This is a genomic window from Micromonospora sp. LOL_021 (assembly GCF_048060215.1).
In the GTDB taxonomy this organism is placed as follows: domain Bacteria; phylum Actinomycetota; class Actinomycetes; order Mycobacteriales; family Micromonosporaceae; genus Micromonospora_E.
In genome coordinates, this window is sequence record NZ_JBHMIN010000003.1 from 154,129 (window position 1) to 166,284 (window position 12,156).

General features: G+C 72.4%; 11 protein-coding genes. 7 read left to right on the top strand and 4 right to left on the bottom strand.

Annotated elements, in window-relative coordinates; all coding sequences use genetic code 11:
• Nucleotides 1-60 precede the first annotated feature (60 nt).
• The 4 genes from ACFHWT_RS04355 (at nucleotide 61) to ACFHWT_RS04370 (ending at nucleotide 3,609) form a co-directional block, all read left to right on the top strand.
• On the top strand, nucleotides 61-1,617 hold the full coding sequence (locus tag ACFHWT_RS04355) for an arylsulfotransferase family protein (protein ID WP_416593271.1): 1,557 nt from the start codon (nucleotides 61-63) through the stop codon (nucleotides 1,615-1,617).
• A 57-nt stretch (nucleotides 1,618-1,674) separates the two neighbouring features.
• On the top strand, nucleotides 1,675-2,604 hold the full coding sequence (locus tag ACFHWT_RS04360; protein WP_416593272.1) for an LLM class F420-dependent oxidoreductase: 930 nt from the start codon (nucleotides 1,675-1,677) through the stop codon (nucleotides 2,602-2,604).
• Nucleotides 2,605-2,726: 122 nt separating this feature from the next.
• The gene (locus ACFHWT_RS04365) at nucleotides 2,727-3,128 is read left to right on the top strand and encodes a hypothetical protein (RefSeq protein WP_416593273.1); all 402 of its coding nucleotides are present in this window, start codon (nucleotides 2,727-2,729) and stop codon (nucleotides 3,126-3,128) included.
• A gap of 73 nt (nucleotides 3,129-3,201) precedes the next feature.
• Entirely contained in the window at nucleotides 3,202-3,609 is a 408-nt protein-coding gene (locus ACFHWT_RS04370) for a hypothetical protein (RefSeq protein ID WP_416593274.1), read from the top strand.
• Nucleotides 3,610-3,751: 142 nt separating this feature from the next.
• Here ACFHWT_RS04370 and ACFHWT_RS04375 read toward each other — a convergent pair whose 3' ends face one another.
• From ACFHWT_RS04375 to ACFHWT_RS04385, 3 genes are all read right to left on the bottom strand, one after another.
• Entirely contained in the window at nucleotides 3,752-4,420 is a 669-nt protein-coding gene (locus ACFHWT_RS04375) for an ABC transporter ATP-binding protein (protein WP_416593343.1), read from the bottom strand.
• Between the two features lie 128 nt (nucleotides 4,421-4,548).
• On the bottom strand, nucleotides 4,549-5,532 hold the full coding sequence (gene meaB / locus ACFHWT_RS04380) for a methylmalonyl Co-A mutase-associated GTPase MeaB (protein ID WP_416593276.1): 984 nt from the start codon (nucleotides 5,530-5,532) through the stop codon (nucleotides 4,549-4,551).
• A gap of 44 nt (nucleotides 5,533-5,576) precedes the next feature.
• Nucleotides 5,577-6,764 (bottom strand): acetyl-CoA C-acetyltransferase, encoded by a 1,188-nt coding sequence (locus tag ACFHWT_RS04385; protein ID WP_416593277.1) that lies wholly within the window; start codon nucleotides 6,762-6,764, stop codon nucleotides 5,577-5,579.
• 76 nt (nucleotides 6,765-6,840) lie between these two features.
• On the opposite strand from ACFHWT_RS04385, the gene mce reads away from it, so the two are divergent.
• The 3 genes from mce to ACFHWT_RS04400 all read left to right on the top strand — a co-directional run bounded on the left by mce (nucleotide 6,841) and on the right by ACFHWT_RS04400 (nucleotide 11,187).
• A complete protein-coding gene (gene mce / locus ACFHWT_RS04390; RefSeq protein ID WP_416593279.1) occupies nucleotides 6,841-7,326 on the top strand; it encodes a methylmalonyl-CoA epimerase in 486 nt (161 codons plus the stop codon).
• A gap of 468 nt (nucleotides 7,327-7,794) precedes the next feature.
• Entirely contained in the window at nucleotides 7,795-9,045 is a 1,251-nt protein-coding gene (locus tag ACFHWT_RS04395; RefSeq protein ID WP_416593280.1) for a DivIVA domain-containing protein, read from the top strand.
• 249 nt (nucleotides 9,046-9,294) lie between these two features.
• Nucleotides 9,295-11,187, top strand: coding sequence for a hypothetical protein (locus ACFHWT_RS04400; protein ID WP_416593281.1), 1,893 nt, complete (start codon nucleotides 9,295-9,297; stop codon nucleotides 11,185-11,187).
• Nucleotides 11,188-11,220: 33 nt separating this feature from the next.
• Here the strand turns inward: ACFHWT_RS04400 and ACFHWT_RS04405 are convergent, their stop codons facing one another.
• On the bottom strand, nucleotides 11,221-11,832 hold the full coding sequence (locus tag ACFHWT_RS04405; RefSeq protein ID WP_416593282.1) for an acyltransferase: 612 nt from the start codon (nucleotides 11,830-11,832) through the stop codon (nucleotides 11,221-11,223).
• Between the last annotated feature and the right edge of the window lie 324 nt (nucleotides 11,833-12,156).

Below are 12,156 nucleotides of genomic sequence, written 5' to 3' on the forward strand. Positions count from 1 at the left end.
CAGCAACAACACAGGGTAAACCTGGGCAGGTTCCAGGTAGCGGTGGCACGGTCAGCCGAGATGACCGACAACGGCGGGAACGAACCCGTACTCCGACGGCGGCTGAGCCGACGCGGCCTGCTCAGAGCCGGCGGTGGACTGCTCACCGTAGGCGGCCTCGGCGGTGCCGCCGGCTACGGTCTCGCCCGACGCGCGACCGGCCCGGCCACCGACGACGGCGGTACGGGCGGCGGCGGGACCGACCGCGTCCGGTCCTACGCCACCCGCCCCGACCTGCGAATCCCGGTCGTCGAGACGACCGTCACCGGCCCGGTCACCGACGGGCTGATCTTCCTCACCCCGGCCGCCGGTGCCGGCGGCCGGGGCCCGCTGATCGTCGACGGCGACGGCGAACCGGTCTGGTTCCGCCAAGTGGCCGGGCCGGCGCAGGTCGCCGTCGACCTACGGGTCCAGCGGCTCGCCGGCGAACCGGTGCTGACCTGGTGGGAAGGGGCGATCACCAACGGCATCGGCGGCGGGGAGTTCGTGATCGCCGACACCGCGTACCGGGAGATCACCCGGATCCGCGCGGACGGTGACCTGCCGACCGACCAGCACGACTTCATCCTCACCGCCGACGGCACCGCGCTGTTCTTCGTCTACGAACTGGTCGCCGCCGACCTGTCGACGGTCGGTGGGTTCACCGACGGCGCGCTGTACGACGGGGTGGTCCACGAGGTGGAGGTCGGCACCGGGCGCACCGTCCGCCGCTGGCAGGCCCGTGACCACGTGCCGCTCACCGAGTCGTACGCCGAACCGCCGGAGGGTGACCGAGCCCGCACCCCGTTCGACTACTTCCACCCCAACTCCGTTGACGTCGACACCGACGGGAACCTGCTGATCTCGGCCCGGCACACCTGGACTGTCTACAAGGTCGACCGCGACAGCGGCGCGGTGCTGTGGCGGCTCGGCGGCCGCAACAGCGACTTCGCCCTCGACGACCGGGCCCGCTTCTCCTGGCAGCACGACGCCCGTCGGCGGTCCGACGGAACCATCGGGATCTTCGACAACCGGGCCGGCATCACCGACGAGGCGGACCAGTCACGCGGGCTGATCCTCGCGGTCGACGAAACCGACCGGACCGCGTCGGTGGTCCGGGAACTGACACCGCCGCAGGCGCTGCTCGCCCGGACGCAGGGCGGGGTGCAGGAGCTGACCGGCAATGGATCGTTCGTCGGCTGGGGCGCCAGACCACACTTCTCCGAGTACGCCGAGGACGGCACCATGGTGCTCGCCGGTCAACTTCCCGACGACAACGGCTCCTACCGGGCGTACCGGTTCGCGTGGACCGGGCAGCCCACCGACCGGCCCACCGTGCTGGCCCGGGCCAGCAGCGACGAGGCGGTGACCGTGCAGGTCAGCTGGAACGGCGCCACCGAGGTGACCAGTTGGCAGGTCCGCGGCGGCCGTCAGCCGGACGGGCTGGCCGTACTCGGCGAGGCCGACCGGACCGGGTTCGAGACCACCGTCACCGTGCACGGTCCGGTCGCGTTCGTCGTGGTCGACGCGCTCGGCGCCGACCGGCGGACCCTGGCGTCGTCGCTGACCGTGCCGGTGCGCCCGGCCGGGTCGTCCTGACCTGCACCGTCGTCCTGACCGGCCCTTGGGCGGACTGACCGGCCTATGCTCGACGGCGTGGACTTGCGGATCTTCACCGAACCTCAACAGGGTGCCAGCTACCAGCAGCTTCTCGCGGTGGCCCGATGCGCCGAAGACGCCGGATACGACGCGTTCTTCCGGTCCGACCACTATCTGGCGATGGGCGGCAGCGACGGGCTGCCCGGCCCCACCGACGCCTGGACGACGCTTGCCGGGCTGGCCCGGGACACCAGTCGGATCCGGCTCGGCACCCTGATGACCGCCGCTACCTTCCGCTACCCCGGCCCGCTGGCGATCACCGTCGCCCAGGTCGACGAGATGAGCGGCGGGCGGGTCGAGTTCGGCATCGGGGCCGGCTGGTTCTCCGCCGAACACACCGCGTACGCGGTCCCGTTCCCGTCGCTGGCCGAGCGGTTCGACCGGCTCGACGAGCAGCTGGCGGTCATCACCGGTCTGTGGGAGACCCCGGTCGGTGACACCTTCGACTTCCAGGGCAGGTACTACCAGGTCACCGACTCGCCGGCGCTGCCCAAGCCAGTGCAGCGGCCCCGGCCGCCGGTGCTGCTCGGCGGAAAGGGCCGCCGCCGGACCCCGCAGCTGACCGCCCGCTACGCCGACGAGTTCAACGTGCCGTTCGAGAGCCTCGCCGAGTCGGCGCGGCTGTTCCAGCAGGTGCGAACGGCCTGCGCCGAGACCGGCCGCGATCCGGACGGCCTGCGGCTGTCCAACGCGTTGGTGCTGTGCTGTGGGCGCGACGACGCCGAGGTGGCGCGGCGGGCGGCGGCCATCGGCCGGGAGCCGGACGAGCTGCGCGCGAACGGCCTGGCCGGCACGCCGGCCGAGGTGGTGGACAAGATCGGCCGGTACGCCGAGATCGGCGCCGAACGGATCTACCTGCAGGTGCTGGACCTGGCCGACCTCGACCACGTCGAGCTCGTCGCCGCCGAGGTGGCACCACAGTTGTGACCGATCGGCGGGCCCGGCGGTGGGCTCGCCGATCGGTCTGTCACCGGGGCCCACCGGTGCCGGAATGCCGGCCGTGTCGGCTTGGTGGCTGCCGCAGCCGGCGCAGCGCCGAGAATCACCCGATGAGGTTGCCACGGAACCTTCCCGCTCCGCACGCGGATGATCTCGACTGGCTGGTGTTCGAGCAGTCCGGCGTACTCACCTCGACGCAGGCCACCGAGCACCTGGGCCGGTCCGGGCTGCGCCGACGGATCGATCGTGGGCAGTGGCGGCGGATCTGTACCGGAATCGTGTCCACCAGCAACGGGCCGCTGACCGCCGAGCAGACGCTGTGGGTGGCTGTGCTGTTGGCTGGTTCGACGGCGGTGCTGGGCGGGCTCACCGCGGCCCGTGAGGAGGTCCGCGGTTCACGGGCGGTGCGGGTCCGATCCAGGTACTGGTCGACGGTGACCGGCAGTATCCGGATCTACGTCGTCGGCTGCCCCTCGACATGCCGGCCGTGCTGGTCCGGCGGACCACGGTGATGCCCGAGGAGCATCGCCAGGTGGGTCGTCCGATGCGTACCAGGATGGCGCGGTCGCTGGTCGACGCCGCCGGATGGGCCGTTCCGACGACGCGGCGCAGGCGATCATCGCCGCCGGATGCCAGCAGCGGCGGGTCGTTCCGGCGGAGATCCTCGCCGCCCTGCGCTGGCTGCCCAGGGTCCGGCGACACCGGCTGATCGCCGCTGCGGCGGCGGACGCCGGTGGTGGGGCGACCGCGCTGTCCGAGATCGATGTTGTCCGGCTCTGCCGGCGGTACCGACTGCCACCACCGGACCTGCAGCAGCGGCGCAAGGACCGGGCCGGACGGGTGCGTTACCTCGACGCGTACTGGCGTCGGTGGCGCCTGCACGTGGAGATCGACGGAGCGCACCACATGGACGTACGCGAGTGGGCGGCGGACATGCGGCGGCAGAACGACGTGTGGATCGCCGGCGACCGGATTCTCCGTTTCCCGGCCTAGCTGATCCGGGTACGCCCGGCCGAGGTCGTCGACCAGTTGAGCGCAGCACTCCGTGCGGAGGGCTGGCCGGGCTGAATCTGCCGCGCCGGCTGAGTCCGCCGCGATTTAGAAGAATGATGGTCGATATACCGGCCAGATCCTTCTAGATCACTCGTAGATCGGGCCACGGCCGGGTCAGTTCGGCCCGGCCGTCGAGCAGGTGCAGCTCGGCGTCGCAGGCGGCAGCCGCCTCCGAGTCGTGGGTGGCGAAGACGACGGCGGCACCCCGGTCGGCCTCGGCCCGCAGCAGGTCGAGGACCAGTTGACGGTTGGCCGCGTCCAACTCGCTGGTCACCTCGTCGGCGAGCAACACGTCACTGCGCAGCGCCAGCGCCCGGGCCAGCGCGGTCCGCTGCTGCTGGCCACCGGAGAGCTCCTCGACGAGTTGGTCGGTCTGCCCGGCGAGGCCGAGCCGGTCGAGTGCGGCCGCGCCGGCCCGCCGCGCCTCCGCCGGGCTCATCCCGACAGCGATCAGCGCCACCTGCAGGTTCTCCCCGGCGGTCAGTACGGCGGCGAGACCGTTGTCCTGTGGAACCAGCACGACCTTGCGGTCCACGGCGTGGTCGCGGTCGCGCAGCGGTTCGCCATTGAGCGAGATGGTCCCGCCGATCGGCCGCAGCAGGCCGGCCATCGCCGACAGCAGGGTCGTCTTGCCCGCACCGGACGGCCCGGTGACCGCCAGCAGGTGACCGGGTCGCACGGTCAGCGTCACCTCACGCAGCACCGGCTCGGCACTGAGGTAGCCGACAGTGGCAGCCGCGAGCTCGATGATCGGCAGATCGACGGTGGTAGGCACCCGCCGACCCTAGCGGACCTCGCGTCGGCGCGCCGACCGCGCGTGCGGGAGCAGCCGGGCCAGCGCGGGGCGGCAAGCGGGGGCGGAAACCGGGAGCAGCCGGGTCAGCTCGGCGTACGGGTGGGCCCGGTCAGCTCGGCGAGCAGCCGGTCGGCGGCGGCGTACGGGTCGAGCCGGCCGGCGAGCACCTCGGCGGCGAGTTCGGCGAGCAGCGTACCGCCGCGCAGTGAGCTGATCCGCCCGCGCAGTGTGCCGAGCGCGATCGCCTCGATCTCGACGGCGACCCGCCGGGCCCGACGGGCGGTGAGCTCGCCCCGGCCGGCCAGCCAGTCGCGGTGGCGTTCGATCGCGCCCACCAGATCGTCGAGACCGTCGCCGTGGGCGGCCACGGTCCGCAGCACCGGCGGGCGCCAGCCGCCCGGAGCGGTGGCGGTGAGTGCGAGCATGCCCTTCAGGTCCCGTACGGTGCCGTCGACACCGTCCCGGTCGGCCTTGTTGACCACGAAGATGTCGGCGATCTCCAGGATGCCGGCCTTCACCGCCTGCACGGCGTCGCCCATGCCGGGAGCGAGCAGCACCACTGTGGTGTCGGCCAGCCCGGCCACCTCGACCTCGGCCTGCCCGACGCCGACCGTCTCGATCAGCACCACGTCGCAGCCGACCCCGTCGAGGACCCGCACCGCCGCCGGGGTCGCCGACGACAGCCCGCCGAGGTGGCCCCGGCTGGACATCGAGCGGATGTACACGCCCGGGTCGGTGGCGTGGTCCTGCATCCGGACCCGGTCGCCGAGGATCGCCCCGCCGGTGAACGGGCTGGACGGATCAACGGCGAGGACGCCGACCCGCAGGTCCCGCCCGCGCAGCACCCGGACCAGTTCGCTGGTGGTGGTCGACTTACCGACGCCAGGAGCGCCGGTCAGCCCGACGATCAGGGCGTGACCGGTGTGCCCGGCGAGCTCGGCGGCGATCTGCGGCAGCTGCGGCCCGCCGGACTCGACCAGCGTGATCAGCCGCGCGACGGACCGGGCGTCGCCGGCGCGGGCCCGACGGACAAGATCCGGTACGTCGCGGGAGCCGCCCCTGTTCACCTGGCGGCCGGCAGCCGCGGTCCCTTCACGGTCGGCACCTGCGGTCACTTCGCGGTCGGCACCCGCAGGATCAGGGCGTCGCCCTGCCCGCCGCCGCCGCAGAGCGCCGCCGCGCCGGTGCCGCCGTCACGCCGCCGCAGCTCCAGTGCAAGAGTCAGCGCCAGCCGGGCGCCGGACATGCCGATCGGGTGGCCGAGGGCGATCGCACCGCCGTTGACGTTCACGATGCCCGGATCGACGTCGAGGTCGCGGGTCGACTGGACGCCGACCGCAGCGAACGCCTCGTTGATCTCGATCAGGTCGAGATCGGCGACGGTCATCCCGGCCTTGCCGAGGGCGTGCCGGATGGCGTTGGACGGCTGGGAGTGCAGTGAGTTGTCCGGGCCGGCGACGTTGCCGTGCGCACCGATCTCGGCGATCCAGTCGAGGCCGAGCGCCTCGGCCCGGGACCGGCTCATCACCACCACGGCGCACGCGCCGTCCGAGATCGGTGACGAACTACCGGCGGTGATGGTGCCGTTTGGGGTGAACGCCGGACGGAGCCGGGCCAGCGTCTCGACGGTGGTGTCCGGCCGGATCCCCTCGTCGTTGAGCAGCCGGACCGGGTCGCCCTTGCGCTGCGGCACCTCGACCGGGGTGATCTCCTCGGCGAAGACGCCGTTCTTCTGGGCGACAGCGGCCCGCTGGTGGCTGGTGGCGGCGAAGGCGTCCTGCTCGGCCCGGCTGATGCCGAGTCGGGTGCCGTGCCGCTCGGTCGACTCGCCCATCGCGCAGCAGTCGAACACGTCGGTCAGCCCGTCCAGAGCCATGTGGTCGGCGACCACCACGTCGCCGTACTTGTAGCCGGCGCGCTGGCCGCGCAGCAGATGCGGCGCGTTGGTCATCGACTCCATCCCGCCGGCCACCACGACGTCGAACTCGCCGGCCCGGATCAACTGGTCGGCGAGCGCGATCGCGTCGAGACCGGAAAGGCAGACCTTGTTGATGGTGAGCGCGGGTACGCTCATCGGGATGCCGGCGCCGACCGCAGCCTGCCGGGCCGGCATCTGGCCGGTGCCGGCCTGGAGCACCTGACCCATGATGACGTACTGCACCTGTCCGGGGTCGACGCCGCCGCGACCGAGGGCGGCGGAGATCGCGGTCGAGCCGAGGGCGGTGGCTGGGAAGTCCTTCAGGTTGCCGAGCAACCGGCCCATCGGGGTGCGTGCGCCGCTGACGATCACCGAGGTCATGGATTCCGCCTCCGCACAGTGGGACAAGGCCGGGGTGCCGGCAACAACTTAACGATGGTTCGGTCAGACTATCGCCATGACGGAAGAAGCTCCCGCCGAGGCCGCTGCGGACTATGTCACAGACATCGGCCTGCTGAAGATCGATCATGTCGGGATCGCGGTGGCGGATCTGGACACCGCGCTCGATTTCTACACCCGGACCTTCGGCATGCGCTGCGTACACCTGGAAGTCAATCACGCCCAGGGGGTACGCGAGGCCATGCTCGCTGTCGGGCCGGTGCCCGACGGCGGTCAGGTGCAGCTGCTCGCCCCGCTGTCTCCCGAGTCGACCATCGCCAAGTTCCTGGACCGCAACGGCCCAGGGATGCAGCAGCTGGCGTACACGGTGGTGGACATCGACGCGGCGTGCGCAGCGCTGCGCGAGCGCGGACTGCGGCTGCTCTACGACGCGCCCCGGCCGGGCACCGCCGGTTCGCGGATCAACTTCGTGCACCCGAAGGACGCCGGCGGCGTCCTGGTCGAACTGGTCCAGCCGGCCGCGCCGCCGGCACAGCCGACCTGAGCCACGGACCGGGCCGGTCGCGCCAACCGGGCCGACCAGTTCCGGTCCGCGGATGGCGATCGACGGACCGGAACTGGCCGGTCGGGAATGCCGAAAGGAAGTGGGCCGGACAACTTCACCGGTTTTCGGGTACGGCGTCCGGCGGCGGGCCACCCGGCGTGACACCGGCGGCGGAACGGTTCCTCATGCCCGGCCTGCGGGCCGGGCATGACCCCACCCGACGTTGCCTGGGCCGGCCGGAACCACCCAGTGAAACCGCACTGAGCTGGGCAGACGTCGCCCTGACCGGGCTCCGGACAGGGTGCACGGCGGTGACCCCGCCATGAGAAAGACTTCGTTGCGTACGCACACGCCTACAATTCGTATACCGATCGCCGGTCGGCCAAGAAAAGATGACCATGTCGGCTATCGTGGTGACGGGCAGTTCGCTCTTGCGAAACACCCAGGTACGTCTGCCACTATGTCTCAATGCCCCAGCAGCAGTCCTCCCTTGCGTTCTTCGATAACGCCAGCGCTCCGCACGACTTCACCGTCGTGCTTCGTGGCTACGACCGCAACCAGGTGGATGACCACCTGCAGCGCCTGGTAGCCGCCCTCACCCAGTCGGAGCAGGCTCGAGCTGAGGCCGAGCAGCGGATGAACGACGCGCAGCGCCGGCTCCGCCAGGCCGAGCAGCGGCTCAACGCGGTCGAACAGAAGCTCACCGACACCAACAAGCAGCTCGAGGAGAACAACCGGCCCACCCTCTCCGGCCTGGGGACCCGGGTGGAGCAGATTCTCCGGCTGGCCGAGGAGCAGGCCAACGACCACCGCGGTGAGGCGAAGCGGGAGTCCGAGGGCATCCTCTCCGCAGCCCGGCTGGAGGCCCGGGAGATCACCGACAAGGCGCGGGCCGAGGCCGCCGCGATGAAGGCCGGGGCCGAGCGGGAGGCGGGCAGCGTCCGGACCGCAGCCGAGCGGGAGGCGGCCGAGGTCCGGGTGCAGGCCCGACGCGAGGCGGACACGCTGCGGGCCGACGCGGACCGGGAGACCAAGCAGCTGCGGGCGGTCACCGCCCACGAGGTCGCCGAGCTGAAGTCGACCGTGGAGCGTGAGGTCGCCACCCTGCGGGCCACCGCAGAGCGGGAGATCACCCAACTGCGGGCCAAGGCTGCCCGGGAGGCCGAGGAGAAGCGGGCCGAGGCGACCAAGCTGCTCACCGACGCCCGCGACAAGCGGGACAAGGATCTGCAGGCGCTGGAGCTGCAGCTGGCCGAACGCCGGGAGAAGGCTGAGCGGGAGGAATCCGAGCGGCACGCCGCCCAGGTCGCACAGACCCAGCGGATGGTCGCCGAGGCCGAGGGGCGCGCCCGGGCCGCCGAGGACCGGGCCAAGGAGATCGAGCAGCGCGCCGAGGCACGCCGGATCGAGTCGGAGCGGTCCGCCCAGGAGACCGTGGACAAGGCGAAGTCGCTGGCGGACAAGACGCTCAACGAGGCGCGCAGCGAAGCCAACCGGCTGCTCACCGAGGCCCGGACCGAGGCCGAGCTGACCACCCAGGCCGCCCGCCGCGAGGTCGAGGACCTGAACCGGCAGAAGGACGCGGTCACCTCGCAGCTGGGCCAGATGCTCTCCGGCCTGGCCGGTATCGTTCCCGGCGTGCCGCAGGGCGGCGCGGACGGCGGCAAGGCCAAGGCCGACGAGAACGCCGAACCGGTCAACGCCAAGTCGGCGAGCTGACCATCTGAACCAAACCGCCGAAGGGCCGCGCCGGACCACCGGCGCGGCCCTTCGCGTTCGGTGCCCGGTCCCTGCTGTACGTGTCCCGCCAGCCTGCCGCCCGGCGGCGACGCGCCTGGTCACCGCCGGTGGTGCGACATACCCGCTGAGCGAATGGTTCACACCTGGCAAATCCTCCGAAGTGACTCGCGTCCTGTCAGGAGCATGGGTATCGCCCCGCAACAGGGCGTTGCGTGTGAGGATGGAGCCATGGCGCAAGGCGAAGAACTCTTCAACCTTGACGGGGACTCCGGGTCCGGGCCCAGCTTCGAGTTGGCGCTCCGGGGGTACGACAAACGTCAGGTCGACCGCTACATCGCCCGTACCGAGAACGAGCTGGCCACGCTCGGCGCGGAGCGGGAACAGATCTACGTGCAGATGCACACCCTGGCCGCGCAGATCGAGCAGCTCCAGGCGGATCTGACCGAGGCCCGGCGGGAGACCAGCTTCTTGGACCAGGTGTCGTTCCGGCACCTCGGCCCCCGGGTCGAGCAGATCCTCGGGCTCGCCGAGGACCAGGCTGAGGAGATTCGGTTCAACGCCGCCGAGGAGATCGACGCCCGCCGCGCCGAGGCCGAGCAGGTGCTCGCCGACGCTCGGCAGCAGGCCGACACCGCGATGCGCGACTTCGAGCTGGCGCTCGCCGCCCGCCGCGCCGAGGAGGACCGCGCCAACGCCGCCCGCCGCGCCGAGGCCGAGGCGACCGTGACCAGCGCCCGCGAGGAGTCGGACAACCTGCGCGCTGCGGCCGAGGCGGCGCTGGTAGCCGCCCGCGAGGAGGCCGACCAGCTCATCGCCACCGCCCAGCAGCAGGCCGACGACGCGCTGCACGCGGCGCGGCGCGAGGCCGACGACACCGTCAAGGCCGCGCAGCGGGAAGCCAGGGAGACCGTCACCGCCGCCCAGGAGCAGGCCAGCAACGCGGTGAGCACCGCCCAGGAGACCGCCGACCGGACCCTGGCCGACGCCCAGGCCGAGGCCGAACGGCTGGTCACCCAGGCCCGGATGGACGCCAGCCGGATGGTCACCACCGCCCAGGAGGAGGCGACCAATCTGCGCGAGGCCGCCGAGGCGGCGGTCGCCGCCGCCCGGCAGGACGCCGAACGGATCCGTACCGAGGGCGAGGCCGCCGCCGAGTCGGCCCGCCGGGAGGCCGCCCAGGCCGTCGAGCAGGCCACCGAGTACGTGACCCGGACGCACGCCGAGACGGACGCGTTCGTCGCGCAGACCCGTGCCGAGCTGGACCAGGAGCTCACCGCCCGCCGCGACCAGGTCGAACAGGAGGTGACCGCGCTGCGCAGTACCGCCGAAGCGGAGGTCGCCGAGCTGCGCGACGGCGTACAGCAGGAGGTCGACCGGCGCCGCGCGACGATGGAGCAGGAGATCGGCGAGTTGCGGACCGCCGCCGAGCAGGAGGTGGAGCAGTGGCGCAGCACTACCCAGGAGATCATCGCGAACCAGCGCGGTGAGGCCGAGGAGTACGCCACCCACATCCGCTCCCGGGCCGAGGAGCAGGCGGTGACCATCCGCCAGCAGGCCGAGGAGTACGCGCTGAGCACCCGGGGCAGCGCCGACGAGCACGCCGCGAGTGTCCGGCGTCTCTCCGAGGAGCACGCGGCGATCGCCCAGCGTCAGCTGGCCAGCAGCCAGCAGCAGGTGGCGTCCGCCCAGCGTGAGGTGGTCTCCGCCGGTCAGCAGCTCACCGAGGTGCTACAGGAGGTCGCCGAGGCGCAGCAGGTCCTCGCTGACCTGCGGCACCAGATGGTGCTCACCCGGCAGGAGTCCGACGAGGCGCGGCGTACGCTCAGTGCGGTCCAGGCCGAGTTGGCCAGCGAACAGCAGCGCCTCGCCGGGATGCGGGAATCCGAGCCGGCGGCGCAGGCCCCCGAGGAGGCGGCGCAGGAGCCGGCACAGGAACCAGAGCCGACCGCACAGCAGCCTGAGCAGGCACCGACGACGGCGCAGGCCCCCGAGGAGGCGGCGCAGGCCCCGGAGGAGACCCTGCCGGTCGACGCGGTCCCGACCGAGGCGGTGTCGGTCGATCAGACCGCCGAGAAGGTCGCCGCTGGCGCGCCCGAGCGCAAGCGCCGTACCCACGCCTGACTCCGGGTGGACCCGCCCGGGGCTCGGCCGGGTTCACTCCTCGGTGAGCAGCCCGTCGCGCTCGATGTGACGCTGCCCGGTGCGGGGGCAGACGTACCGGCCGTCGCCGTCGGCGACCAGCGGTACGCCGGCCCGGCCGACCCAGCCGACCCGGCGCGCCGGCACCCCGACGACCAGGGCGAAGTCCGGTACGTCCCGGGTGACCACGGCACCGGCGGCGACCGTCGCCCAGCGGCCGATCCGCACGGGCGCGACGCAGACCGCGCGGGCACCGATCGCCGCCCCGGTGCCGACGGTGACGCCGACCGCGGTCCAGTCGTCGCCGGTCTTCAGCCGCCCGTCCGGGGTGACCGCCCGGGGGTACTCGTCGTTGGTCAGCACCGCCGCCGGCCCGATGAACACTCCGTCGTCGAGCCGCGCCGGCTCGTACACGAGGGCGTAGTTCTGCAGTTTGACGTTGTCGCCGAGGCGGACCCCCGGACCGACGTACGCTCCTCGGCCGATGATGCAGTTGCGGCCGACCGACGCGTCCTCGCGGACCTGGGCCAGGTGCCAGACGCGGCTGCCGGTGCCGATGCTCGCCGTGTCGGCCACGTCGGCGGAGCCGGCGACGGTGGTGCCCGGGTGCGCTGCGGTTGCACTCATGAGCAGTGATCCTCCCTGGTCACCGGCAGTGTGTCAGAGCTGCCGGAGGTGCGGCGCACACGGTAGGGGGTCGCCGGCACCGCCGATGTCGGGAAACCGACCCTGCGCCGCGAAGCGGCCAACTCTCCGGCTGGAAGGAACCGACCCTCCGGGCCGGCACTGGCCGACAGGTGGGCCCGGGCCGACGAAGGTACCTCGTGACCGCGCGGTTGTGCCGGGTTTACGTCACAGTGCTGGCGTCGGCGTGGCAACGCTCGGTAGCTTCCCGAACGGACCCTCTCCGCCGGGCCCACCGGTGGGCCGCGCCCATCCGGCGGTGGCCCG